General features: G+C 60.3%; 18 protein-coding genes. 10 read left to right on the top strand and 8 right to left on the bottom strand.

Translation table 11 applies throughout. The features are described from left to right. Positions 1–1,137 precede the first annotated feature (1,137 nt). The 3 genes from AC0NID_RS01750 to AC0NID_RS01740 all read right to left on the bottom strand — a co-directional run bounded on the left by AC0NID_RS01750 (position 1,138) and on the right by AC0NID_RS01740 (position 4,264). A complete protein-coding gene (locus AC0NID_RS01750) occupies positions 1,138–2,010 on the bottom strand; it encodes a phosphonopyruvate hydrolase (protein WP_473458544.1) in 873 nt (290 codons plus the stop codon). Then, complete coding sequence (locus AC0NID_RS01745) at positions 2,007–3,170, bottom strand: pyridoxal phosphate-dependent aminotransferase (RefSeq protein ID WP_473522346.1); 1,164 nt, start codon at positions 3,168–3,170, stop codon at positions 2,007–2,009. The genes AC0NID_RS01750 and AC0NID_RS01745 overlap by 4 nt, the downstream gene beginning before the upstream one ends. Positions 3,171–3,349: 179 nt before the next feature. Further along, complete coding sequence (locus AC0NID_RS01740) at positions 3,350–4,264, bottom strand: LysR family transcriptional regulator (RefSeq protein WP_473458540.1); 915 nt, start codon at positions 4,262–4,264, stop codon at positions 3,350–3,352. 207 nt (positions 4,265–4,471) lie between these two features. On the opposite strand from AC0NID_RS01740, the gene AC0NID_RS01735 reads away from it, so the two are divergent. From AC0NID_RS01735 to AC0NID_RS01710, 6 genes are all read left to right on the top strand, one after another. Then, positions 4,472–6,037, top strand: coding sequence for an ABC transporter substrate-binding protein (locus AC0NID_RS01735; RefSeq protein ID WP_473458537.1), 1,566 nt, complete (start codon positions 4,472–4,474; stop codon positions 6,035–6,037). 23 nt (positions 6,038–6,060) lie between these two features. Further along, positions 6,061–7,110 carry an ABC transporter ATP-binding protein gene (locus tag AC0NID_RS01730; RefSeq protein ID WP_065012177.1) on the top strand — a complete coding sequence of 350 codons (1,050 nt, stop codon included), beginning with the start codon at positions 6,061–6,063 and terminating at the stop codon, positions 7,108–7,110. Further along, positions 7,107–8,099 carry an ABC transporter ATP-binding protein gene (locus AC0NID_RS01725; protein ID WP_065012170.1) on the top strand — a complete coding sequence of 331 codons (993 nt, stop codon included), beginning with the start codon at positions 7,107–7,109 and terminating at the stop codon, positions 8,097–8,099. The genes AC0NID_RS01730 and AC0NID_RS01725 overlap by 4 nt, the downstream gene beginning before the upstream one ends. Then, the gene (locus tag AC0NID_RS01720; RefSeq protein WP_473458534.1) at positions 8,099–9,034 is read left to right on the top strand and encodes an ABC transporter permease; all 936 of its coding nucleotides are present in this window, start codon (positions 8,099–8,101) and stop codon (positions 9,032–9,034) included. Before AC0NID_RS01725 ends, AC0NID_RS01720 begins: the two co-directional genes overlap by 1 nt. 12 nt (positions 9,035–9,046) lie before the next feature. Then, on the top strand, positions 9,047–9,907 hold the full coding sequence (locus tag AC0NID_RS01715; protein WP_065012176.1) for an ABC transporter permease: 861 nt from the start codon (positions 9,047–9,049) through the stop codon (positions 9,905–9,907). A 491-nt stretch (positions 9,908–10,398) separates the two neighbouring features. Further along, on the top strand, positions 10,399–11,871 hold the full coding sequence (locus tag AC0NID_RS01710; protein ID WP_473458532.1) for an alkaline phosphatase family protein: 1,473 nt from the start codon (positions 10,399–10,401) through the stop codon (positions 11,869–11,871). A gap of 252 nt (positions 11,872–12,123) precedes the next feature. On the opposite strand, the gene AC0NID_RS01705 is transcribed toward AC0NID_RS01710, so the two are convergent. The 5 genes from AC0NID_RS01705 to aepX form a co-directional block, all read right to left on the bottom strand. After that, the gene (locus AC0NID_RS01705) at positions 12,124–13,224 is read right to left on the bottom strand and encodes a pyridoxal phosphate-dependent aminotransferase (protein WP_473458530.1); all 1,101 of its coding nucleotides are present in this window, start codon (positions 13,222–13,224) and stop codon (positions 12,124–12,126) included. Between the two features lie 631 nt (positions 13,225–13,855). After that, entirely contained in the window at positions 13,856–14,470 is a 615-nt protein-coding gene (locus AC0NID_RS01700; RefSeq protein ID WP_473458528.1) for a CDP-alcohol phosphatidyltransferase family protein, read from the bottom strand. Between the two features lie 16 nt (positions 14,471–14,486). Then, positions 14,487–15,287, bottom strand: coding sequence for a phosphocholine cytidylyltransferase family protein (locus AC0NID_RS01695; RefSeq protein WP_473458526.1), 801 nt, complete (start codon positions 15,285–15,287; stop codon positions 14,487–14,489). A gap of 4 nt (positions 15,288–15,291) precedes the next feature. Further along, positions 15,292–16,515, bottom strand: a complete 1,224-nt coding sequence (locus AC0NID_RS01690) for an aminotransferase class I/II-fold pyridoxal phosphate-dependent enzyme (protein ID WP_473458524.1) — start codon at positions 16,513–16,515, stop codon at positions 15,292–15,294. Further along, positions 16,487–17,386 (bottom strand): phosphoenolpyruvate mutase, encoded by a 900-nt coding sequence (aepX, locus tag AC0NID_RS01685; RefSeq protein WP_473458522.1) that lies wholly within the window; start codon positions 17,384–17,386, stop codon positions 16,487–16,489. The genes AC0NID_RS01690 and aepX overlap by 29 nt, the downstream gene beginning before the upstream one ends. A gap of 1,054 nt (positions 17,387–18,440) precedes the next feature. Here aepX and AC0NID_RS01680 point away from each other — a divergent pair. The 4 genes from AC0NID_RS01680 to AC0NID_RS01665 are packed head-to-tail and all read left to right on the top strand — an operon-like array spanning position 18,441 to position 25,285. Further along, positions 18,441–20,000, top strand: coding sequence for a Wadjet anti-phage system protein JetA family protein (locus AC0NID_RS01680; protein ID WP_473458520.1), 1,560 nt, complete (start codon positions 18,441–18,443; stop codon positions 19,998–20,000). Further along, positions 19,990–20,637 (top strand): DUF4194 domain-containing protein, encoded by a 648-nt coding sequence (locus tag AC0NID_RS01675; RefSeq protein ID WP_473458518.1) that lies wholly within the window; start codon positions 19,990–19,992, stop codon positions 20,635–20,637. Before AC0NID_RS01680 ends, AC0NID_RS01675 begins: the two co-directional genes overlap by 11 nt. Continuing rightward, a complete protein-coding gene (locus AC0NID_RS01670) occupies positions 20,634–24,062 on the top strand; it encodes an SbcC/MukB-like Walker B domain-containing protein (RefSeq protein ID WP_473458516.1) in 3,429 nt (1,142 codons plus the stop codon). The genes AC0NID_RS01675 and AC0NID_RS01670 overlap by 4 nt, the downstream gene beginning before the upstream one ends. Continuing rightward, positions 24,059–25,285 (top strand): Wadjet anti-phage system protein JetD domain-containing protein, encoded by a 1,227-nt coding sequence (locus AC0NID_RS01665; RefSeq protein WP_473458514.1) that lies wholly within the window; start codon positions 24,059–24,061, stop codon positions 25,283–25,285. Before AC0NID_RS01670 ends, AC0NID_RS01665 begins: the two co-directional genes overlap by 4 nt. Positions 25,286–25,483: the final 198 nt, after the last annotated feature.

Raw genomic sequence — 25,483 nt, 5'->3', positions numbered from 1 at the left:
CCCGCCCGTCATATGAACTGCATCCCTCATAGTGCGTCGCAACATTTTGATGCTGCACTGCGGAACTTTGCGGTAAAGCGGGAGTTCTCTGTGCTTCTAGCAAGCGAGGGCTCGATGAGGCGCTACAAGATTCTGCCGTCGCAACCAGGGCTATGGTCTGTGATCGATAGCCTGACAGGGCTTCCCGCCGAGAGATACGGTCGGCCGCTCACCGGGCTGACCCGGTACGAAGCCGAAGAGGCTGCCTTTAACCTCAGCGAGAGCACTCCGCCATGGATGGCCTTGGTCAGACGTCGCAGACCTTAATCAAGGCTGCCGATTCCACGGATGGCCGAACGCGATGCGCCTCCCACTCCATCACACCCGTTCGCGTAATAAGATGGCGCGTGGCATCTGGGCCATGCTGACGAAACAGGAGGACTACCGGAAGCCGGCGACGGTGCCTGCGTGATTTGCAACAACGCACCTGAGACCGGGACGTCGGAGATGTGAGGAAGGCATGAACTGCATGGGCAAATGGTCGATCAGATCGGGGTCAGGAAAACCAGAGTCAAGTTGAGAGCCCACGCAAGCTCGCTTTGCTGATTTGGACCTGATCCGCGCATCACCATACCGGCCCGCGGCACATGGAACGGCCGCAAATCAAGGCCTGACACATGACCGCACTCGATCACATGTCCAATGCTTCAGGTTCCTCCTTGCAAAATGGCTGGCATCCACACAAGAACTTGACACACACAACTCGTTGAAACGGCATCCACCGACTAAGTGCAACGGGACATTCTATAGCCAAGGCATTCCGCGCTTCCGGTCTCAATCCCGTCGTCAGCGCCATCGTTCATTGGAACACCGTCTATCTTGACCAAGCAGCGACGCGCCTGCGCACTGGTGTTCCTAAGGAAGCGACCAACTGCCACAAGTACGTGGCCAGCCAGCCTTTCCGCCACATCGAATGCCTCTCGTGTCATCGGCACGTTCCCACCTCGCCGGATGCGTTCCACCTCGACAGCGATCAGCCGTGCGGCCTCATCGCGCCAATGTCGGCTTGGACGACTTCCGGCAGCCGGCAAATTTCTCGCTTCGTCATCGCGATAGCTCATCCACTGGTCAGAGTCAGATACAATGTTCGGTCGGCCGTTACTCCAGAAAGCGTTCCTCGTCGACTTTGACCTGATCCATCCTTTGCAAACGGAACACCTCCTCGACGGAAACGATGTCTCGGTTGACGTTGTGGATGCCGCGATCCTTGAGGATGCGCGCGAAGACATCCTTCATCGCCGTGACCGAAGCGCGGATCGCGTGGTTGCCATAGATCACGATCGCGATCCTGCCGAGCGCGTTGATACGTTCCTCGTTCATCTCCGGATACGCCGTCGGCACGATCACGATTGGCGCCTTGCCGCTCCAGGCACGCACGAAGCTTTCAACTTCGTCCGGCGCCTTCTGTTTCGAGTGGATGAGGATCATGTCGGCGCCGGCCGCTTCATAGGCTGCTGCGCGCTTCAGGGCCTCCTCTTCGCCGAGACCGGCGATCAGCGCTTCTGTCCGGGCGATGACGAGGAAGTTAGGGTCGGTGCGGGTGCTGATGGCCGCCTCGATCTTGCCCTGAAACTCCTCGACCCGAAGTAGTTGCTGGCGGCCGCCGGCGGCGAGGCTGGTGACCTTCGGGAAGGTCTTGTCCTCGATGACAACCGCCGAGGCGCCGGCGCGTTCATATTCGGAGATTGCATGGATGACATTGATCGCATTGCCGTAGCCGGTGTCGATATCGGCGACAATCGGCAGCGACGACCGGCCAGCGATCGCCCGCAGCATGTCAAGGTGCTGCGTCATCGAGATGAGGCTCATGTCCGGCAGACCGTAAAGGGCGGAGAGCTCGAAGCCTGAGGCCCAGATCCCGTCGAAACCGGCTTCCTCGGCCAGGACGGCCGAAAGCGGGCTATGGGCGGCCATGATCCGGACGAGGCCGCGTTCGGCCATGCGGTCACGCAGTTGCTTCGCTTTGCTCATACGTCTTCTCGCTTAGTGGACAGGGCGGTGCAGGCGGCGAGAATGCGGCCGCAGGCGCGCTTCAACTCGTCCTCTGATGCGGCATAGGAAATGCGAATATAGGGTGAGGCCATGAAGCCGCTGCCGGGCACCACGGCGACACCGAACTGCCCCAGCAGATACATGGCGAAGTCCATGTCGCTCTCGATCACCTTGCCCGTGGCGGCCACCTTGCCAATGACGCCGGCGCAGGAGACGAAAACATAGAAGGCGCCGTCGGGCACGCGGCAGCTCAGGCCCTCGGCCAGATTGATCTGCTCGAGGACGAGATCGCGACGCTTTCGGAAGGCGGACACGAACTCGGCGATGTGATCCTGGTTGCCGGCAATTGCCTCAATCGCGGCATATTGCGAGATGGAACTTGTATGCGACGAGGTCTGGCCCTCGATCATGTTCATCGCCTTGATGAGGTCTTTCGGACCAGCCCCGTAGCCAAGGCGCCAGCCGGTCATGGCGCTGGACTTCGATACGCCGTTGACCGTCAGCACCCTTTCAATGAGGTCCGGCGCGGCCTCGGCCATCGTCACGAAGGGCACGTCATAGACGAGCTTTTCATAGATATCGTCCGAAAGGACGTGGACATGGTTGTGTCGGCGTAGGACCTCGGCCAGCGCGGCCAGATCGGCCCTGGAGTAGACCGCGCCGGTCGGATTGTTCGGCGAGTTCAGCATCAACCATTTGGTGCGCGGCGTGACCGTCGCCTCCAGATCCTCCGGCTTCAGCTTGAAACCCGACTCCTCAGCACAGGGGACGAGCACCGGTTTGCCGCCGGCAAGCAGCACCATGTCCGGATAGGAGACCCAGCAGGGTGTGGGGATGACGACCTCATCCCCCGCGTCGAGGCTGGCGAAGAGACCGTTGAAAACGATCTGCTTGGCGCCACACCCGACGGTGATCTGATCGATCTCGTAATCGGACCCGTTGTCCCGTAAGAGCTTCTCTCGGATCGCCTCGCGCAGAGGCTTGACGCCGGCAACCGGGGTATATCGCGTCTTGCCATTGCGAATGGCGGTAATGCCGGCTTGCTGGACGGCCTCTGGCGTGTCGAAGTCCGGTTCGCCCTGGCTCAGCGTGACGATATCGACACCTTGTTCGCGCAAGTCACTCGCCTTGGCAGTCATGGCCTTTGTCTGGGATGGGCGGACGGCCTGCAGTCTTTTGGCTAGTAAGGGCAATGGACTTTCCTCAAAGCAGGAAGTTATGCCCAGAGCTAGATGGGGCGCCCTTAGCTCGCTAGTTGTGGCATCGCGAAACGCGGCCAAAAGGATCGCGTTCTGCGATGCATCATCGCGGCCAGCATTTATTTCCCGGTGCTCTCCTCTTCGGTCTTTTTCCGGCAGAGCCTAGTGAGCCAGCGGCAGAAGGCTCGGGCGAGATCCGGATTGCCGCTGCGATCGACCGCATAGGCCCGATATTGCATGCCGCTCGGTGCCCGCGAGCCGGGAAGCACGTCCAGAAGGCACTGCCTGATCAGGTCCGCTACGATGATATAGGGTGTTACCAGCAGGGTCTGGCCGGTCGTTACCGCCGGGAGGGCCAGATAGTGGTGGTCGTAGCGCGCCCCCGAAAGAATATCCGACGTCTTCAGGTCCATGCCGCGAAGCCAGATCGGTAGGATGTCCGGCCGCGAGGTGACTGCAATCACCGGTGTGGTGCGCAGCGCTTCGAGCCCGCGGCCGGCGACACAGTTTGGCGATCCGACGCAGACGAGGTGCTCGTCATAGAAATCCCAGCGATCCGCCGGTTCGCTTACTGTCAGGTCCCGGGTCAGGAGCACGTCGAAACTGTCGTCCGAGGCAGGGGCCGACAGGGTGCTGATGACGTCGACCGTGACGCCGCCCATTTCCTTCGAGAAGTCGCTCAAGTTCGGAATGAGCAGCGTATAGGCGAAGGTCGAGAGCGAGGTTCTGATGACGAGCCGGTTGGCATCCTTCCTGTCACCGCGGCGGCGCATCCGCCTTGCCGTGAAGAGGATCGTCTCGAGAGGTTCGGCGACGGCATCGGCGAACAGCCGCCCGAAATCCGTGAGCTGGCTTTGACGCCCGCGCCGTTCGAGCAGCTTGGCGCCGAAATACTCCTCCAGCACCGCGATGTGGCGGCTCACCGAGCTCTGGGTGATGCCAAGCGTCTTCGAGGCCCGGGTGACGGTCTTGTCGCGTGCGACCTGCACGAAAGCCCGAACAGCGTTGAGCGAAAGATCTTTATCGTCTGCCATGACCGATTGTAGCCGCCTCCTGAATCATCCAAAAGCGCAGGTTTGCTATCGCATTATTCGATGATTGTCATGCTGTTGTAGCACATGAGGTGAGTAATCCCGCTGTCTCGCCTGGCACCGAGAAGTGCTCATGGACGTAGAAAAGAAATCCCCCAGCCCGAAGCGATGTCGTTGCTTCGCGAAGCTACACAGGAGCCAAGTACGCACATGTTTTCGATAACGCGACGTAATCTATTGGTAGCCGGGGCGGCCAGCAGTCTTCTGGGAATGACCGGGGTACCTTCAGCGAAGGCCCAGGGCGCCGCTCGCCGCACCCTTAGAATCGGCATGTCCGGCTTCCCGCCCGCCGTCGAGCCTGTTTTGTATGCTCACACCGCGACACGGCGCATAGCGCCGCAGATGTTCGACACACTGCTCGCCTTCGACCAGACGTCCGCTATGAGGTTACGTCCGGCCCTTGCGGAGCGTTGGGAACGTGTGAACGCCAAGTCAGTTCGTCTTTTCCTGCGAAAGGGTGTGAAGTTCCATGATGACGGTGAGTTCACCGCAGAGGATGTCGCCTTCACTTTGAGTCCTGAGCACCTGCTTGGCCCAGACATGGCAGGAAAGGTCACTGCCATGGAGACTCTGGACACCGTCGACAAGGTCGACATCGTCGACAGCCACACCGTCATCGTTCATGCCAAAGGCGATGATGCATTGCTCGAGAAACGGCTGGCCTCGTGGGGCTCGGAAATCGTCAGCAAGCGTGCTTTCGGATTGGCAGGTTCCTGGGATGCCTGGACGGCTGCGCCGGTCGGAACAGGACCGTATCGGATCGTCAGCCAATCTCTCGATGTCGAAGTCGTTCTGGCCGCGCACGATGCCTACTGGGGTGGGCTGCCGCCCTTAGAAGGGGTTCATTTCAGGATCATCCCGGAACTGGCTTCACGGGCGAACGCGCTCATGGCTGGCGAAGTGGACTTAATCACGGATCTCTCTCCCGACATGTTCTCGGAAATCGAGAAGCACCCCGAACTCGAAGTTTCCGGCGGCCCCGTTCAGAATATCCGGGCGCTGAATATCGATACGACCGGTCCGATCCTCGGCAAGGAAGGCGTGCGCCGCGCCCTCAGCCTCGCGATCGACCGAGAGGCCATCGTCCGGGCGCTCTGGCATGATATGCTACTCATTCCCAACGGCTACCAACTCCCCAGCTTCGGCGATGCGTATATCGAGGACTTCCCCGGTCTCGCATACGACCCCGATTTGGCGCGTCAACTCCTACGCGAGAGCGGCTACAATGGTGAAACAATCACCTACCGATTGCTCAACAACTATTATCCCAACCAGGTCTCTGGCGCGCAGATAATGGTCGAGATGTGGCGAGCGGTCGGCATCAATGTCGAGCTTCAGATGATGGAGAACTTCGCCCAGATCGAAAGCAAGCCGATCAACGCGATCTACGACAGTTCGAACACCGCCACCTTCCCCGACCCGCTCGGCCACGCTTGGCGCGTCTTCGGACCATCTGGGGCGAACGTCAAAGAGGGTATCTGGAGCAACGAAGAATATTTCGGACTTGGCGAAAAGCTGAAGGAAACCGCCGATCCGCAGGCACGCCGGTCGATCATCCGCCGGATGCTCGACATCGTCGACCGGGAAGATCCTCCTTGCGTGATCCTCCACGGTTCCGGTCAGTTCTATGGCAAGCGTAAGGATATCGCCTGGGTCCCGGGGCAGACACTTGACCTGAACTTCGGTCCGTTCAACGCCGCCTATACGCAAAACTGATGACCACGCGAGGAGGGACGGCGATGGCAAATCTCGCCGGCACTGCACCAGCATCCGCTTTGCCGGCGGCTTCGTCGTCGCAACCGTTGCTCACGATCGAAGGCCTCTCCGTCGACTTCAGCGGCGTCCAGGTAATTAGGGGAGTCGATCTCACGGTCGCACGGGGCGAGTCAATCGGTATTGTAGGCGAGTCAGGTAGCGGCAAGTCGGTTACCTGGCTTGCTGCGCTCGGGTTGCTGCCTCGCACGGCTACCGTGTCGGGAAGCATTCGGCTGGAAGGGGAAGAACTGCGTGGCGCATCAGCGATGCGGCTCGACCGGATCAGGGGCGGACGCGTGGCGATGATCTTCCAGGACCCGTCCAGCGCGCTCAATCCTGTCATCCGAATTGGTCGGCAGGTTGGCGAAGTTCTCGCGCGACATCAGGGGGTGTCGGGCTCGAACATCCGGGGCGAGACAAAACGTCTTTTCGAGCTCGTTGGCCTGCCGGACGCGGGACGTCGCTTCGACGCTTTTCCCCATGAACTGTCCGGCGGTCAGAACCAGCGGGTCATGATCGCCACGGCGCTCGCCGGAAAGCCGGACGTCCTGGTTGCCGACGAGCCGACCACCGCGCTCGACGCGACCATCCAGGCTCAGATACTGGACCTCTTGACCACCATTCGGCGCGAGACGGGCATGGCTCTTGTTCTCATCAGCCACGATCTCGGCGTCGTTTCCGAAACCTGCGAGCGCATCATAGTGATGTATGGCGGCCGCGTCGTCGAGACAGCGCCGTCAGACTCGATCTTTGCTAGTCCGCGGCATCCCTATACGCAGGGACTCCTTGCGGCCTTGCCGCCTTTCGGAGGCGCGTTGCGACGGCTCATTTCCATCGAGGGGCAGGTGCCGGAGCAGGCAAACATGCCTCCAGGGTGCCCGTTTGCGCCCCGCTGTCCGCAACGCATGCCGGTTTGTGAAGCGACCATTCCGCCACTCAAGCAAACCGAAGTCGGCCGCTTCTCCGCCTGCATAGCAGGGCCCGCCACGGAGGCCCAGCAGCCCTTAAAACTAAAGGCAAGCGTGCTGGCATGACTGCAACCATTCTTGACCTGCACGGCATTTCGCGCAGCTATTCGACGCGGCAGGGGCTCTTCGGAACAAAGGTGCCTGTCCACGCTGTTGAAGAAGTCTCACTGTCTCTAAAAGAGGGGCAGACGCTGGCTCTCGTTGGCGAATCCGGATCGGGAAAATCAACCACAGGACGAATCGCGCTCGGCCTTGAACGGCCGAACAGCGGGTATGTGCTCTTCCGAGGGAATGAACTGCCGCCCGCCGATACACCAGCGTGGCGCCGCATGCGCACCCATATGCAAATGATCTACCAGGATCCACTCGCCGCGCTGGACCGCCGACTGTCGATCCTCGATCAGGTCCGGGAGCCACTGGACATCCATGACATCGGCGCTGCATCGAAGCGGAACAACGAAGCGCTGACTATGCTCGATGCAGTTGGCCTGAATGCGAGTCATGCCTCGAGCCTGCCCTATCAACTGTCGGGTGGGCAGCGTCAGCGTGCTGTTCTTGCTCGGGCGCTGATCATGCAACCGGCGTTGTTGGTCTGCGACGAGCCGGTCTCGGCTCTCGACGTATCGATCCAGGCCCAGGTCGTCAACCTACTGATGGACCTTCAAAAGGACCTACGTCTTACCCTCCTCTTCATCAGTCATGATTTGAAAGTGGTTCGCCAAGTCAGTCAGCATACGGCTGTGATGTATCTCGGTCGTATCGTTGAATATGGCGAGACAAATCTTTTGCTCTCGAGCCCCACCCACCCCTATACCAAGGCGCTTGTCTCAGCGGTACCTGTTGTAGGCCGGCGCACGCGCGAGCGCATCATACTCAAGGGCGAACCACCCAACCCTGCAGCCCGTCCGACCGGCTGCGCGTTTCACCCTCGCTGTTCCATCGCGCGGCCGCAGTGCGTGAGCGTCTCCCCCACATTCTCGACTCTGCCGGACGGACGATCCGTTGCTTGTCATGCCGTCCATACCAACCCGCCGACCAAGAAGGTTGGAACCTGATGTTTCGGTTCTTTGCTATCCGTGTCTTGCGTGCCGTTCTGACAATCGCGCTGGTGGTCACGTTCGCCTTCATCGTCCTGAGGCTCTCGGGAGATCCGGCCCGCAGCATCATGGGGGACGACGCCTCGCCCGAGGCCATGGCCGCCTTTCGCCGGGAGTGGGGTCTGGATCTGCCACTCTGGATGCAATATCTCCATTACTTCGCAGCGATCTTTCAGGGCGAGCTCGGCCGGTCGATGCGTGGAGGCGGGCCTGCGCTTGACCTTGTTCTGGGACGTATCCCGGCAACGCTTATGCTGACCCTTCCTGCGCTTTTGATGAAACTGGCCATCGGTATTCCAGCCGGTCTCTATGCCGCTTTGCATCGGGACAGCGCCATTGACCGTGCCGTCATGGTCACGGCGGTCGCAGGATATACGGTGCCGAGCTTTGTCCTCGGTCTCGTATTGGTACAAGTCCTTGCAATCTGGTTTGGGTGGCTGCCGACCGGCGGCACGGGCGATCTGCAGCATCTAATCCTGCCGATCATCACTCTCGGCGTTGGTGGCGCTGCCGTGCTCGCACGGTTCATTCGAAGCGCAATGCTGGAGGTACTGGGGCAGCCGTACATTCGCACTGCCAGTGCCAAGGGTATCCCCTGGTCCGCGGTTGTGCGTGGTCACGCCCTGCCGAACGCCGCAATTCCTGCCGTTACCATTGTCGGCTTCATGGTCGGCAATCTGATCGCTGGTTCGGTTGTGGTCGAGAGCGTGTTCTCCTGGCCGGGTGTCGGCAATCTGCTGGTGGTGTCGGTGACAGCGCGCGATCTGGCGGTTGTGCAGTGTATTCTCCTGCTGGTGGCCGCCACAATGGTGGTCTCCAACCTCATCGTGGATTTCCTCTACGGCATCCTCGATCCGCGCCTGGCCAACGCGAACTCGACCGGGGGGCGCTGAGCAATGAACATGATGGGAAAAGTAACCGAAACGGCGACTGGCACGCGAGAGACCACGAAACACCGCCGAATTCCTTTCTCCGTCATCGCCAGCGTGCTCTGGATCGTTTTTATCGTCATAATGGCGCTGCTTGCTGATGGAATCGCTCCGTACCAATACACCGCGCTTGATCTGCCTAACCGGCTGGCCTCGCCCTACCATCCGCACCATGTGCTTGGAACAGACGAACTCGGACGCGATATTCTATCGCGACTGATCGTATCTGTTCGTATCTCAATTCTGGTCGCCCTTGGGGCAACGCTGATTTCGGCGTGCGTTGGCACCACCATGGGCTTTGCTGCGGCCCACTTTCGTGGGCGCGTCGAGCAGTTCATCCTGATGCTCGCTGACTTTCAGGCAGCCATGCCTTTCCTCATCCTTTCCCTGTCGGTGCTTGCGTTTTTCGGAAACGCTTTGCCGCTGTTCATTGGACTGATGGGACTTTATGGCTGGGAACGCTACGCGCGTATCGCACGCGGGCTTGCGGTCGCCGCCAGCGCGCAAGGCTACGCCGGAGCTGTTCGTCAGTTGGGTGCGAGCCCAATGCAGGTATATCTGCGGCACATCCTACCGAATATCTCGTCGACGCTCATTGTTTCCATGACGCTGACCTTCCCGGAGATCATCCTCATGGAAAGCAGCCTGTCCTTTCTGGGCCTTGGCGTTCAGCCCCCGATGACGAGCCTCGGAAACATGCTCGGCTATGGCCGGGAGTATATGACACGTGCGCCCTGGATCATGTTTGCACCTGCTGTGCTGATCGTCGCGACGACGCTCTCCATAAGCTTGTTGGGCGACTGGCTGCGCGACCGGTTGGATAAAGGCCCGCGTTGACGCTCAAGCAGCCTGACTCGTCGCCCTCAGCCCCTTCAAATCGGAGCGCCGATGGTCTGACGTTTTCAATACCGCCATGTTGGACCGAGTGGTGCAGCTAGGCGTCGCCAGTAAATCATCTCTCGTACAGGAACATCTCATTGCTTTTTCCCGCCTACTTAACCGTCCTTGAAAAGGCAGGGCTGGACGGAATGATGCTGATCCAACCGGAGTCGATTATCTGCGGCACCGGACAAGGTTCAGGCAGCGCCGATTGCGCGCGCACGGCTGTCGTCGGTCGGCCATGCGCGGATCAGCAAGCAATCTATGGCGCTCTGCGGAACGCCTTCGAATCCGTTTTTGGCACGTCTCCGCCCCGGCGGGCCTTTCCATGCGTTGCCCTGATACATCCGCGGTCTCGTGGACGCTTGTTGGACGTTGTCAAGTGAACTGGCGATCTGCGACTGACGAACTGCACGTTCACTCATGTGGGCAACTATAATTAAGATATCATGCGGTTTCTCATCATCAGCTTTGACGGCCTTCGTCCCGACCTCGTCTTGCCAGATCTGACGCCGAACCTCTGCCGTTTGCAGTACCTGGGTGTCACGCTGGCGAAGCATCGGACGATCTATCCCAGCGAAACCCGCGCGGCCTTCCCGAGCCTCGTGACAGGCGCCACTCCTGGTCGACACGGCATGGTGGGAAACCGATATGTCGACCGATCCGTTACGCCGCCGCGCTATATCGACACGTCAGATGCCGTGCTCCTGCGCAAGCTCGACCTCAAAAGCGGTGGAGGACTGATGTCGGTGCCCACGCTTGGCGAAATCCTCGCTGGGGCCGGGCGCAGCATGGCCGTGTTGGCCACGAATACACCCGGCACGACACGCATCTTCCATCACAAAGCCGAGGACTTCGGCCACATTCGCCTCTCGGGCCATTTCCGGGAGGCCTGCACTCCCGATGATGTGCTAGCAGAGGCCCAACGTCGGATTGGCCCGCTGGAGCCGGCACCGCTAGAAGTCGAGCCCGACACGGCCGGGCAGGACTGGATAACCTCAGCGTTTCTCGACGTGGTCTGGCCGAAATACCGGCCGGACGTCACGATCCTTTCCTATGGCGAGCCCGACATCACCTCGCATTTCCATGGCACCGGCGCCGAGGCGACGCGCGGCATCATCACTCATTGCGACCGCCAGTTTGGACGTGTGCTCGACTGGTGGGAGGCGGAAGGGCGCGCCAAAGGCGTGCAGATTATCGCGATGTCGGATCACGGACACATCTCGGGTCATACGCGGGTTTCGGTGATTGACAATCTGCGCGAAGCTGATTTTCGTGCCGGTACGGCACCCGCGCCGGATGTCGATGTCGTTGTCGTGCCTGGGCAGGTCGGAGCTCTCTATCTCGCCGACCCAAGTGACCGGAAGATCGCCCGGCTGGTGGCGACGATTACCAGCCAGCCGTGGTGTGGTCCGGTATTCACACGCGCAAAGAATGAAACTGAGGGCATCGCCCCCGGAAGCCTTGGCAGTCGTCTGGTCTTTGCTGATCATCCTCGTGCACCAGACGTGTCCTTTTCCTTCCGAGCAGATGATGGCGTCGATTCATTTGGCCTCATCGGGGGGACGTCCTATGACAATGACCGCCGCACGGGGCTTGGCGTCCATGGCGGATTGCATCCGAAAGAACTCGCTGCCCTCGGCATTGTCGCTGGCTCGGCATTCCCCGCGCAAGGCTCAGTCTCCAAGGCCCCCTCCGGCATCTGCGATTTTGCTCCGACCTTTCTGCACCTTCTCGGGATCGCCGTGCCGAACACGGTTACAGGCCGCGTCCTGCATGAGGTCTTTGGACATGCATCGCAGGCGATCCCGGACATTCGGAGCGAGGCCTTCGAAGCAAGGCTCGGCAGCTTCCGGCAGGTTCTGCGGCGCATTCACGTTGGAGAGGCGATCCATATCGAAAGCGGCACGGCGGAAGGCTGAGCGAGCATCAAAAACTCGAGCAGCGGCTACGCCGACAGGATTGCCCATGAAAGCTGCGTTCCCCGGGGGGAAAATATGCGGAGCCTGCGGCCCGCATAATTTAATTCCGACGCAGGCAGGATAGGCGCAAAGACGATCGCGGCCCAAATGTTCATTCCGCTAACACCGGAACGGCTGGAGCAATGCGTAACGGCCGCCTAACCCGACCGTTGGTCCCGTTGATTTGCCATCTTTCTCCGTTTCGTACCGACACTATGTTTCGGCAACCTCCTGAAGGCGCTCTACAAGAAGTCTGTTTTCGTCGAATGTCCGCGCAGCAATACGCAGGTACCGAGTTCCCTTGCTGAGCGTTTTAGCCCCACTGTGGCGAATCAGGACTCTATGGTGCGCAAGGAGCTTTTCCGCGAGCGTGGCTCCATCTGGCCAATCATCTGGAAGGCGGCAGAAGACGAAGTTTGCATCGGGCCGAAGTACCTGCATATCAGGGATCTTCGCGAGTTCTGAATAGAGCTGATCGCGATCCCGGCGCACCTGAGTCCAGCTTTCCTCTGCTTCGCGCTGGTAGCTCGGCAGAGCGTGGAGGAAAAACTCTCCTAAAGTATTTACATTCCAAGCCGGCAAATTTCTTCGCACGGACGATATCAGCTTGTGATCGCTTGCGAGCATGTAGCCGAGACGTAGCCCGCAAACGCCGAATATCTTCCCGAGGCTTTTGAATATCACTAGGTTTGGATACTCTTGTATTTTGCCCTCGATACTTCCGGAAGCACCCTCTGAGGTGAATTCGACGAACGATTCATCGACGATTAGTCGAATGTTTCGTTCTAAAAGTATTTTTGTGAGATGGAGAAGCTCCTGCGGTAGCACTCCCCTAGAGGTTGGATTGTTGGGCGAAATGACAACCACCGCGTCGGCGTTGTGCGCTATCGCATGCCAAGCGAACTTCTCGATATCGAGCTCGAAGTCTGGAGCAGGTAAAGGAAACCGCGCCAGTCGTTCGGGCGACACTACCTGCTCGTATGGATTGAAGGACGGTGTCGGAACGGCTAAGCGCCAGTTTAGCGCTTGGATGCTCGCATGAATCAGTTCCGCAACGCCATTGCCAACAGCGAGGTTCTGCGGATTTTGGGAAATCAAGCTGCCCAACTGCTCAGCAAGATGTGGCTGCGGTGACGGATAGCAACTGATCAGCTCGGGAAGCCGCTCGCCAAGCGCGGTATAGAAACCATGGGGCGGAAAGTATAGATTCACCAGCAGAACATGATCGGTGACACCATAACGCCAATATCCGCCGGGAAAATCGTGAACGAGTGAACGACTAAGCGCCTCGCTAGGCATTGGTTTAGGTTGCATGATCTAGGCCCCCAATCCACTTTTGGTTCGGTCAGATTGACCGAACCGTCCATGCCAGAGTGTGATGAGTGTGATGCCCTCGGTTTTCCCAGTTACGCGATTGGCAATCAGGTTTAAGGTCTCGCCCAGCATTCGGAGCCGATTTGGCTCGGGACATTGTGGTAGGATCTCAAGATGTCCGAGTAGGTGGCTGCCTGCCAAACAATTTGTAGATGTTTTTTTTGAACCCGTTGAAGACCCGGGTCGCGCCTCAATCTCCGCTTCGATTTCTTTCACCAAGAAGTCATCGGGGTCGTTGAGGTTCCAGATCGCCATGATCCTCCGCTGAACCCGACCGTCCATTCGAACCGTTCGACAGGCGGTCCGAAGGGTCGCCGATCCGACTTTCCCTCGCTCGGTTCGATTGCGTAGGCCAACATGCCGGTGAGCTCGCCGGTTCCCGCCCCGACATCTGCAATTACTGCGCCCGGTCGTCTTGCCAGGATGAAGGAGGAGAGCATCGAGCGCTACCGCTGCATAAAGAGGGCGGTTAACATGGTGTTCGGCGACAGCGCCACGATCGTCCATTTGAGCGGACCATTCATTTGCGGGTTCCTTTTTCGAAGATGAGAGACGGACTGGCTTCGGCTGGCTACCCGGCCGAAAAGCCGCGATAAGCTAGGAATATTGACGCCACGACCGCGAAGACGGTGACCACTGCATACATTGCGCGATTCATACTTGGCACGGCGATGGGCAGCACGTGCAGAACCGCGAGCAACAAGAAGAGTCCGCATGTAGCATTGTTCCACAGTGGAACAGGAATCCACGCTGCGATAAGCAGAAGAACTGCCATGAGCGGAACGTCGTAGGAAAGCGGAACGCCGGTGAAATACCCTTTTGTGGACATCCCGAAATTGCTGAAATAACTTAATCGCAAAGCACCAGCGAGTATTAGAGCAAGTCCCGTTACAAACGGTAAGACACCGCCTGTTCCGATTTGCATGAGTACCGCAGCCGGAATGACGGCGCCGTACAGGAGATCAGCAAATCCATCCAGACTCTTCCCCATACTGGCCGTCTCTGCCGACCGGTTTTTCGTTCGCTTCGCGACCACTCCGTCGAAATGGTCTGCTAAGACCGCCCAGAGCGCTGCTGCGATTGCAAGCTCCGGTTTGCCCGATTGCGCAAAATAGAGCGCGGTTCCTGATGCCAGGAGGCCAAGCATGGTGATCTGGTTTGCGCGGTCTGAAAGATAGATGATCATTGGAAGCCGTCCGATCCTATCTCGACGCGATTTGATGCCGGAAAGGCGATCCGCATAAGGGTGAGAATATGTTCTCCGCAGTCCTTAGATCGGCCTCGCTGTCTATCTCGTACCATCGCAGCTCATCGCAGCGGGCAGCCGCAAGCAGGAGGCCGCGGCTTTCGATAAGATGAGCAAGAAACTCCTCCATGTAAGCCTTGATCGAACCGGAACCGATGAGATCATCAAGGGCAGGCACGATTATCGTGCGCAGTGTCGCGTCGGAGAAGCGCATGAGATTCACTGTCTTGAAGAGAGCCGGGCCGCCGGAAACCAGGTCCGCAGCTGTTTGTTTAAGCCGAAACTCGGAAATAAATCCGCCTTCGGACAAAATTACTGCAGAGCCCTCCATCGACGGATGGAAAGGCGCTACTGCGGCTGAATTCGCCGCGTCATCTATCGTCAAGCGCCGAAGCGCGTCTTCCTCAAAGAAGACGTCGCCCTCAAGAAGATAGCAGTCTCCCGAGAGTAACGCGTCGCGTGCCAGCCAGAGTGAATAGGCGCTGCCCGTGCGGTCGAAGACCGTCGACTCGACATAATTGATATCGAGCCCACCGAAGCGTCGGCCGCAGGAATATTGGATCGCGTCTTTGCGATAGCCGACGACGATCGTCACCTCCCTTACGCCGACTGCCTCGAGGTTCTGCAAGGCGTTGTGAAGGATCGGCGTGCCGTTGACTTCGACCAGCGGCTTCGGCCGCAGATCGGTGAGCGGACGCAGGCGCGAGCCAAACCCGGCGGCAAGAATCACCGCCTCTCTCGGACCAATTGCAGTCATGGGTCTAACCCCTTCTATTTTGCTTGCTGCGACGATTCTTTCGGTTCCAGCCGTTAAGGACGCCGACTACACGCTCGAGGCCCACCTCGAGTTGCTCCGGCGGAACGCCATAGGAGAGCCTGAGCCCCATGGGATCGCCGAAGGCAGTGCCTGACACGCCGGCCACGCTGGCTTGGGCGAGCAGCGCGGCCACGATGTCGTCGGCTGTCCTGGCGTCATTGGCGAGCGTCGGCCGCAACAGGCCGGACAGATCGAGATAGAAATAGAACCCGCCCTGTGCTTCAGGTACCGGAACGCGCTGCAGCTCGGAGAGGGCAGTAAGCCCAGCCTGCCGCGCCGCCGTCAATCGACACTTGAGCCGGGCCTCAAAGGCGCCATCTCCCTCACGGAGGTGGTGCAGCACTGCATGCTGGGCAACGACATTCGGGTTCGATGTCGTGTGCGACTGAAGCGCCTTGACAGCCGAGATCAGTTCTTTCGGCGCAGCGAGATAGCCAACGCGCCAGCCGGTGAGGGCCAGGCTTTTGGAGAAGGCATTGACGATCACCGTCCGGGCCCGGACCTCGGGGGTCAGTGACACAACCGGATGATGCCGATGGCCATCATGGGTGAAAGGGCCGTAACATTCATCGAAGATGATCCAGAGGTTTTTATCCATCGCCAGCTGGGCGATGCCCGAAAGAGTCTCCGCGTCGTAGACGGCGCCGCTGGGGTTGGCGGGCGTGTTGACGACGATGGCCCGGGTCAGCGGCGTGATGACGCGTTGGATGTCGTCGATCCGTGGAACGTAGCCGTTTCCTCGCGTGTCGATATGGACTGGGGTGCCGCCGGCGATCTGAATCTGCGCTGGGAATGTTGTCCAGTAGGGCGCGGGAATGATGACCTGGTCGCCGGGATTGATCAGCGTCATCGCCACGTTGAAAAGAGCCTGCTTGGCGCCGTTCGTCACGGCGAGCTCGTCGGCCCGCCAAAGCTGCCCCGTCTCGACCGATACCTTCCGTGCCAGCGCCTCGCGCAACTCCATCGAGCCGATGGTGTCAGTGTAGCGGTTCAGGCCTTGTCGAATCGCCTCGATCGCTCCGTCCCGGATCGTCGGTGCCAGATCGCTCGAGATCTCGCCGGCCGTGAGATCAACAATCTCCATCCCGGCATCGGCGGCAGCCTTCGCCGCGGCGCGGGCGGCCGCGGTCCCCGACGATTTAAACAAGTTTGTCCGTTGCGCCAACATGCGCGTCTCCATCCATTCTTTTCGAAGGAACCTCTCGCTGCGGTCCTTGGCCGTCCACTGCCCGCGGAAGGTATTTCTCTTTTGCCGCTGAGAGCTCGCCGTAGTTCATCAGTTCGAACAGCTCGTCGAGCGTCGCGACTTCACCTTCGACACCGGCAATGCTCTCCTCCTGGATGATGCGGTCGCACACCTGACGCATCGCCGACATCGCGGCGCGCAGGTTGTGGTTGGCCCAGATGACCGTGGAAATACCGGCCGCGCGATAATCAGCAACGGGCGTACGGTGGTATTTTGTCGGTACGATCACGACGGGCAGTCGGTTCTGCCAGGCTCGTGTGAAGGTGAAGATCTCCTCCGCATCGGACTTGCAGGAGTGAATCAGGATCGCATCGGCGCCAGCGTCCGCATAGGCGTGCGCTCGTGCAAGCGCCTCCTGCTGACCGTATCCGGCGATCAGCGCCTCGATACGAGCGACGAGAACGAACTCCGGATCCGGAACCTGATCCTTGACCGCCTTCAGGCGACCGCAGAACTCGCCGATCTCCGCCAGCGGATGGCGGTCCCTGACGAAGGAGTTCATCTTCGGGAACGCCTTGTCTTCGAGGCAAACGCCGCTCGCGCCGTGCTGCCGCAGCTTGCGAGCGACCAGACGGGCATTGTTGAAATTGCCGAATCCGCTATCTCCGTCGACAAGGATTGGAATTTCCGCTGCGTCCGCCATCCGTTCCACGACGTCGACCACCTGGGTCCAAGAGGCCTCGTTCGCATCGCGGTAGCCGAGGCTGGAGGAGATCGAGAGGCCGGACGCCCAAAGCGCCTTGAAACCGGACCGCTGCGCGATCGCCGCGGAGAGCGCGTCATGGGCTTCCATAAGGAATGACGGTCCGTCACCAGTGCAAATGAGGTCATGAAGCGTAGATTCGCTTGTTTTGCCGCCCGGGTTCCGCAGGTCACGTCCTTTTTGCGATAGTGAACACACCCGACGCAGATGTGGCATGCTGCTTTCCTCCCTTCGTTCCACCGATCGCGATATCACCACGACGTCACATCGGTCGGCAGCTCTGCCGCCATCTAGAAGGAAGCATCAAAAGTCGTGCCAACTGAGCAGGAAAGCCTCAGAAAAAGTGTTCTCGATACTATTCAATAACTTGAATGATGGTGAGAGCAGGAGCCAAGCCGAACAACCTGTGTCGCTCACTCGACAACCCGGCATGCCCACCGTCTTCCCAGTTCCCAGGCCCTGATGCCTGCCTTTTTTGCTGCCGGCTCGTTTCCTCGGCGGCATCCAGAATGGCCCGGGTCCGGCGCGGCACCGCTTGGCCAAGGGCTGGCACTTCAGGGGCTGCGCATCTCGGCGACCTCGCGCATTTCCGACAGATCGAATGACGGAGCGTCTTTCGACCTCCTCGCCCTCGCATGGAAAATATTGATCTTTTTTCGGCCCCTGTTACTCAGTTTGTTACACAGCAACACAAGCTCCGTTTCCAAGTAATCTATTCAGAGCAACGCTCCAATCGGCGGTCCCAGTAGCCGGCGCAATCGCGCCGATAACCTCGACAATTGGGGCATGTAAGGGTATTCCGTTGAGCCCGAAATCGCTGTCATAGTTCACGCGCACATGCTCAAAATCCCGCAGACGGATCTCCTTGAAAAAGGCTCTACTGCTTCGCGCGAGCGCCTCGATCTACCAGCCAAACTCTCTAGACCGCGTTGATGCCCCGAAAAGAGCAGAGGGAAGCGGGTAGATGGCCGCTTTACGCAGCATTCTGGCGCCAACGCTGATATCCAATATCCGAAAAACGTCCGTTTTGTTCATCATTGCCCGAAGCCGGTGAACCATTTTCCTTGCCTTACCGGCAGGCATCATCTTTAAGCACTTGACCTTCAGACGGGCTCCCGTCAACTTCCTGATCGGGGTGGGAATCTTGGCAAATTCCGCAGTATCTTCAGTATCGGATGCGTCGCGTCCGCAACTTTTCGGTCAACTCGGCCCAGACATCTTCACGGTGTTTTCTGGCGGGAACCGGCTGCTATATGAGCGTGCGATCCTCGCCGTCTACGACGACTTCTACCGGTCAGACCTCCTGTTCCCGACCGAGGCAGAGGTAGTCGGCGTGATCTACAACTGCATCACGAGGGAGCCTAGCCTCTGGGCCGAGGACGAAGCCGCCGTCGATCTCGACCGCCTCGTGACGCGGACCGGTCGGCGGGTCAGGCGTCGACGCGTCCAAGGCGCGGACAATCAAGCCACCGGGACCGCGATCAGCCAGTCCCGGCACATCTACAACCGGATGCTGCAGACGGGCTGGCTGGACGAGGCGAGCTATGGCCTCAAGACAACCGTGGAGATGCCGTCCGGAGCAATGCGTCTCGCCGAATTCCTGTGCTCCTTGAAGGAGGGCGGCGCCGAGCAACTCGGCGGCCTTGTGGTGGAGGTGAGGAATGCGATCCGTGCGGTGCGGGAGAAACCCGCGGAGAACGCTCTCGGCCTCAACAAGGCCGCCCATGACTCGGCACGTTTCGGACGCTACATGAGAAGCGTGCTCGCGGCCCTGCGGGAGGTTGATCGGCAGGTGCTCTCCTCGGACACGCTTGCCGAGCGGCTGCGACACTACTTCGAGGACTTCGTCGAGCGGGTGCTCCTGCGAGACTACACGTCCATCTCGACCACGGCGCATCCGTATCGGCATCGGCGGACCATTCTCGCCTCGCTCGACGAGTTGGAGGATTCCGAGATTGACTTGGCCGCCGTAGCCGACGCGTATCTTGAATCCCGGCTCGTTCCCGATGGGCAAGCGGCGCGCGACCTCGTGCAGGAGGACCTGTTCCGGATCCGCCGCGTGTTCGAACGGATCGAGGAATCCTTCGAGGCGATCCAGCAGCACCGGTCCAGGCTCGAGACGCGGCTGCGTAACGTGGTCAGGTACGCAGGGCGCCGGACCAACTTCCTCCAACGCAGCGAGCATGTGATCCAGGGGCTCGACGATGCTCTCTCGCGGGGCGTGGACGATCTTGCGGTACGAGGATTGATTGAGCCCCGGATGACCGTGGTTGCGCCCGAGCTCCTCGCGAAGCCGCGCGGCTCGCGGCCGGAGATCGCCGACGCCGACCTTGCCCTTCCGCCGCCAGATCCGATACGTGAATTCAGGCGTCAGCTCGAGCGGGAGTACTTGGATCGCCTGACCATCTCGCCGGCAAAGGTTAGCCGTTTCCTCGAAAGACGGGTACCGCCCTTTGGCAAGACCACGGCGGCTTATATGAGAATCGAGACTGTCGATGATTTCCTGGCCTTCGAAGCCATCCGAGTGATGGTCGCCGGCGGCCTCGGTGCCGACGCCGACTCGCGGCTCGCGAAGACGCTTAAGGGCCGGTTCGAGTTCGTGGTGTCCGACGACGCAGTGTCAAACGAGTGGCTGGACTGCGGCGGCTTTCACGTGAAGCGCCTCGACGACAGCATCACCCTCGAGGTCGGGCATGCTGCTTGAGTTCAACGCCCTCGAAAACTCGAACCCGCGCGGTTTCCTAAGAGTCACGCAACTCATCGCACATCTGATGCGGAATCAGTTCGTCCACGTGGAGGACCGTGGGGCCGCGACGCTGCTGGAAACGCTGCACCGTCCAGAGCTCGCGAAGCTTGTCGAGGCTTACTTTGATGTCGGCGGCTACCGTCTCGTCCACCGGGAGACCGAAGGCTGGGCGGGGATCTTGCCCGATCCTGAGCGCACGGCGCTGCCGCGGCTGCGTATCGATGAGACGATCGCGTTACTCATCATGCGACGGCTCTGGGAAGAGGCGCTCCAACTCGGCGAAATCTACACCAACGGAACTACCCGCACGACACTCAACGAGGCGTATGCGGCCTATCAGGGGATAGTCGCCGGCAGCCGGCGCGCGGCGCTTGCGCCAAACGAGTTCCGCGACGTGCTCCGGATGCTCGAACGCAAGGCGATCGTTCGCCTCGGTGAGTTCGACGCGGACGCGCAGAATATGGATCTCGACATTCGCGCGCTCGTCACTAGCGTCGCCGGCGACGACTTCGTCGCGTCGCTCGAGCAGATCTTGTCGCGTCCAGTCGCCACCACGCCCGACGCAGACGATCAGGTCGTGGGAGGCGAGGCATGATGGAACTGCGGCGCATCGTCCTAGTGAATTGGCACATGATGGTACGGGCCGACCTCGATCTGGCCGGCGATGCGGCCATCCTCGGCCAGAACCGATCCGGCAAGTCCACAATAATCGATCTGATACAGGCGATCATGGCCGGCGGTTCGTCGCGTCTGTACCGGTTCAACCGGTCCGCTGGCGAGAGCAGCGGCCGTTCGGACCGCACGCTCGGGGGCTACTGTCTCGGGCAACTCAACCAGGACATTTTCCTCAGGAACCAGGCTAGAAGCCACATCGCGCTTGTCTTCGAGGACACGGAAAGGCGGCGGATGCCTGTGAGTCTCGGGCTGTCCATTGAGGCCGCCCGCGGACAACAGACAGAGGTACTGGGACGGTTCGTCGCCGAGGGTATTAGCGTCGACACCTCGATGCTGCTGGATATCAGCGAAGACGCGTCCCGGCCGACCGTGTGGCCTGTCGTCCGCCGTCGGCTCGACCAGGCCTGCAGTGAAATGGGCGGTCAGCTTCTCACGCCGGACGACGCCAAGACGTTCATTCGCGAGTACATGCGCGCGCTGTTCACAGGGCGCCGCGCGTCGGATCCCGAGCGGTTTGTCCGCACTTTCGTGGCCGCGCTTTCCTTCACGGACATCTCGTCTGTCGAGCAGTTCGTGCACCGCTACCTGCTCGAGCCCAAGCCGATCGACATCGCCGAGCTACGCGATTCTATCCGCCGCTACCGCGAGATCCAGAAGACCATTGCCGACCTCAATCGAAGATTGGAGGTGCTTCGCGCAATCCGCGCCCAGATAGAGGAATTCGACCGGCTTCTCGCCGAGGAACTTACCTGCCGCGCGATTGGGAGGACCGCCCTGCTGGTCGAAGGATTCGCCAGGCTGTTGACGAATATCGGTGAAAAAAGGTCGAAGGCGCACGAGCTTCATGTGGTCATGGAGGAGTTCGCGCGGATAGAGGAGGAAATAGAACATCAGACCGAGGCGCTCACATCCGTCCAGCGACAGCTCGCCGCGACCGGCGCGCAGGGACAGCGCGCCATCGTTGAGCAGGAGATTAGAGGGCTGGAGCGGGACCATGCGGGCGTCATGGAGCGCCTCCTAACTCGGCACCTCAGCGCTGCGCGCGCGATCCAACTCCTGGATTTGCGCGACAAGCTGAGCGTCATAAACCCAGGCGAGTTGTTCCGTGCGCTCGAGCGCGTTGAAGAGGCCAGCCGTGGGATCGCGCCGCCCGGTTGGCCACGCGATCCGGCGAAGATGGACCAACTGCTGGGTGCAGTCTCAGAAGCCGCGAGCGCCCGGATGGAAAAGGCGACCGACCAACGAGACGAGGCCATCGTCTGGGTCAAGCAACTTGAGGCTGAGGCAGCCGAGGATAGCAAGCAGCTTGCCAACGCCAGACGGGGACAGATCACCCTTAATGCCGCAACTTCGAGACTTATGGAGGCCCTGCGCCGCGAAGGCATGACGCCACGCACACTCTGTGAAGTCGCTGACATCGTCGACGAACGGTGGCGCAATGCGCTAGAGGCGCTGCTCACCCGCGACCGCGAGGCCATTATTGTCGATCCAGAGCACGCGTACCGTGCGACCGAGATCCTGCGGCATGGACGCGACGCTTATCCGGGATGCCGCGTAGCCAACACCCGCAAGCTCCAGTCGAGATCCACCGTGCCCGAGGGCGGTACGCTAGCTTCGATGATCCGCAGCGACGATAAGCTGGCCATGGCGTTCGTAGTCTTCAGGATAGGCAACGTTCGGCTTGCGGAGAACCAGGATGAGCTTCTATGCAGCGGCCGCGCAGTAATGGCCGATGGTGCGTATTACGACGGCCTGATCACCGAAATGCGCCGGCCGGACGGCCTAAAGATTGGGCGGGCTGCGGCACCACTGATGGAGACCACGCTCCGGGAGCGGATCGAACAGCGTTCGCAGTTTTTGAGGGTTCATCTTGAGAAGAAACGCTTCTTCGAGGACGCGATGCGGCGGCTCGAGGATTGCAGCAGACCGGTCGATGAGAAAGACAAGTTGGAAGCGCTCACATTGGCGCTGGGGGATCTGGCAGACAGGCGTGCCGACGCGCGGCGCCGACTCGATCGGATATCGGCCCAGGTCGACCCTGAACTACTCGACGCGGAGAAGCGGTTGCAGACCTTATTGAACAGCCTCAAGACTGATCGCGATGAACTGATCGATAGTCGCGCGTCGCTCAGAACGAAGATTGAGGAGGTCAAGGAGAGGCTGGGCGCGGGCGAGCAGAGCGTCGGCTCTTACCTGTGCCTCGCCCATCGCCGTCGACAGTTCCGCAGTGTCGTGACCTCCGCGGCACAAATGCGATCGCTCCGACAGCGATATAGGGGGCATCCCGCTAGAAATCCGGCCAGGATTGCTTCCGACATGGAGAAGGCTGCGGACGATGCGAAGCAGGGGTATCGAGAGCTCAGTCACGACATCAGGGCGGCCCTTGGGAGGTATGCCATCGACTTCCCCGACGCACTCGAGGGCTATGCGGACGTGCCGATCATCGGCACGGTGAAACCGTGGGTGTCAGACGGCATTGCGATGCTGGAAGACAACGAACTCATCCGGTACCGCGAGCAAGCGGACGAGGCGGCAGATCGGGTTTCGCGTCTCTTCAAGACGACTTTCATTCATGAGCTGAACAGCCGCTTCGGGCAGCTTCATTCGGAGATGGAGAAGCTGTCGGCGGCGCAACGCCCGCTTCACGGTGAGATCTATCGTCTGGCGGAGCTCGTCAAACCGGAGTTCGACGACCTCTATCATCTCGCCAAGGACAGCGAGACCGACGAGCGCGTGCTGGACGCTCTGTTCGGCCGGGCCGAGCCGCGCGACGAGCGGCACGCGCGGGCGCTCAGGCAGATAGAACAGCTTCTCGCCGACGAGTCCTTCGACTTTACAGTCTTTCAGGACTACCGCAGCTATTTCACCTACGATCTCAGGATGCGCGACGTCGCCACCGGGCGGACGACGAGCTTCGACCGCCGACGCGGCGTGGCCAGCGGTGCCGAACGCCAGGTGCCGTTCTACGTCGTCATCGGAGCGGCCCTCGCCAGCGCCTACCACGGCGTCCGCCAGGCAACCGCTCCAAGCGATCTTGGAATAGGGCTTGCCGTGTTCGACGAGGCCTTCAGCAAAATGGATGGTCCCAACCAGCGGACGCTGCTCGAATTCTACCGGGCGATCGGCCTTCAGGTCGTCATCGCCGCGCCGACCGAGAAACGCGCGGTCGTCTACGAGAACCTCGATTATATCATCGACGTATTCCGCAGCGGCGACGTTTCCCTCGCCGAATCCATCCGGGTCAAGGACCGCGTCCGCGAGGAGATGCGCGCCATCAACCCCCAGCACGCAACGGATGGCGAACTCGCGGAGCGGCTTGGTCTCGAGGCGAAGGCGGCCGAATGAGACGGCGCGGGTTTTCGACCGTCATTTCACTCATCGACGATCTGCTCACGCGGCATGAACGCAACCCCGCCGTGCGAAACCTGATCGCCTTGATTGACAATGACGGCTTCGCCAACATCGACCTGCGGGACGCCTTCGATGAGGAACTCGCAGCGCTGGAGCGAGCAGGCGGGATCGAGCTGGTCCAAACCGGCCCGAAGACGGAGCGTCGGGTAACCGGTGCAAGGCTGAAGGATGCCGGGGTGCTCTACCGCAAGGTCGAACGACGGCCGGCTGGCGAACTGGCATACCGAGCCGTCTCAGAACTGCGGTCGCAGCCGGGGCTGCCGGCCGGCGCCGCCAGTTTGATCGATGACGCCGTCGCGGCCTGGACGCGGGGCGTTTCCCACATCGGAATTCGGAATGGAGACGGGCGAACGCTTGCAAACGTGATCGGCCTCGCCATCGCAGCACGTGGTCGCATGTCGGGCGATCCGCAGGGGGAGCAGGACTTCCGGACGTTCTCGCGGTTGACGGTCGGCGACAGTAAAGCGCTGGAGAAGAATGTTCGGCAAGTCGCCGCAGCAATGGCGAAGATCTTCGTGGGCATGGAGGAGCAGACTCGCCTCGATCCGGAGGAACTGCTTGCCACCGCCGGTATCAGGCGGTTGCCGCAACCGATCCTGCTGCACGGTGACGTATCGCTGGACGGGCGGTCCTTTCCGGCGATGCCCTATGTCGGAATACCTACCGACTGCGCCGGCGGGATCGGTCTCCTGACGAAGCCCGACTACGTCCTGACGATCGAGAACTTCGCGTCATTCGTCCGGCACATTCGGGAGGTCGCACGGTCCGAACGGGCCCTCGTCATCTATTCCGGTGGCTTCCCTTCGCGACCGACGCTCGCGACGGTCACAAGGCTGGCGGCCCAAGCGCAGGTGCCGACGTTTCACTGGGGAGATATGGACGCCGGAGGCGTCCGAATATTCCGGCACATCGAGAGACATCTTGCCGGTGTCGACATTCCGCTGCGCGCCCATATGATGAACGTCGAACTGCTTCGCCGCTTCGGCAGACCCGCACCGGGTGTGGCCGGTCCTGTCGGCGACATGCTCGCAAGCGCGATCGCGGGCTTGGCGGACCTCCTCACCACGAGTGGTCTCGTGCATGAGCAGGAGGAGTTCGATCCCATAAGCCCGATCACGGAGAATCTTGCTACCGCGGAGCTCGGAAAAAGCTTCTAACGCTTGGGTGAGGAGGTGACTGCTGGGGCCGAACGACGGCGCTTCTGCTAAAGTGCCCGACAAATCTCAGGTGGCAGAATGGACGATCTCTCATGGCAAGATCTGCGCCACCTACTAGATAGCCAATTCAGCGGTAGGACTGGAAAATTGGCTGAATTTCTCATTCGCGACATGGTGAAGTTGTTCCGGGATGATCAG

This window comes from Mesorhizobium sp. WSM4821 (assembly GCF_055901555.1).
Note: the sequence above shows the minus strand (reverse complement) of the source record. Positions and strands in the feature narration are given on the sequence as shown.

Coding starts and splice junctions, on each gene's coding strand:
- AC0NID_RS01750 (WP_473458544.1), bottom strand. CDS start 2,010: ATGAGCAAAGCGAAGCAACTGCGTGACCGCATGGCCGAACGCGGCCTC.
- AC0NID_RS01745 (WP_473522346.1), bottom strand. CDS start 3,170: ATGACTGCCAAGGCGAGTGACTTGCGCGAACAAGGTGTCGATATCGTC.
- AC0NID_RS01740 (WP_473458540.1), bottom strand. CDS start 4,264: ATGGCAGACGATAAAGATCTTTCGCTCAACGCTGTTCGGGCTTTCGTG.
- AC0NID_RS01735 (WP_473458537.1), top strand. CDS start 4,472: ATGTTTTCGATAACGCGACGTAATCTATTGGTAGCCGGGGCGGCCAGC.
- AC0NID_RS01730 (WP_065012177.1), top strand. CDS start 6,061: ATGGCAAATCTCGCCGGCACTGCACCAGCATCCGCTTTGCCGGCGGCT.
- AC0NID_RS01725 (WP_065012170.1), top strand. CDS start 7,107: ATGACTGCAACCATTCTTGACCTGCACGGCATTTCGCGCAGCTATTCG.
- AC0NID_RS01720 (WP_473458534.1), top strand. CDS start 8,099: ATGTTTCGGTTCTTTGCTATCCGTGTCTTGCGTGCCGTTCTGACAATC.
- AC0NID_RS01715 (WP_065012176.1), top strand. CDS start 9,047: ATGGGAAAAGTAACCGAAACGGCGACTGGCACGCGAGAGACCACGAAA.
- AC0NID_RS01710 (WP_473458532.1), top strand. CDS start 10,399: ATGCGGTTTCTCATCATCAGCTTTGACGGCCTTCGTCCCGACCTCGTC.
- AC0NID_RS01705 (WP_473458530.1), bottom strand. CDS start 13,224: ATGCAACCTAAACCAATGCCTAGCGAGGCGCTTAGTCGTTCACTCGTT.
- AC0NID_RS01700 (WP_473458528.1), bottom strand. CDS start 14,470: ATGATCATCTATCTTTCAGACCGCGCAAACCAGATCACCATGCTTGGC.
- AC0NID_RS01695 (WP_473458526.1), bottom strand. CDS start 15,287: ATGACTGCAATTGGTCCGAGAGAGGCGGTGATTCTTGCCGCCGGGTTT.
- AC0NID_RS01690 (WP_473458524.1), bottom strand. CDS start 16,515: ATGTTGGCGCAACGGACAAACTTGTTTAAATCGTCGGGGACCGCGGCC.
- aepX (WP_473458522.1), bottom strand. CDS start 17,386: ATGGAAGCCCATGACGCGCTCTCCGCGGCGATCGCGCAGCGGTCCGGT.
- AC0NID_RS01675 (WP_473458518.1), top strand. CDS start 19,990: ATGCTGCTTGAGTTCAACGCCCTCGAAAACTCGAACCCGCGCGGTTTC.
- AC0NID_RS01670 (WP_473458516.1), top strand. CDS start 20,634: ATGATGGAACTGCGGCGCATCGTCCTAGTGAATTGGCACATGATGGTA.
- AC0NID_RS01665 (WP_473458514.1), top strand. CDS start 24,059: ATGAGACGGCGCGGGTTTTCGACCGTCATTTCACTCATCGACGATCTG.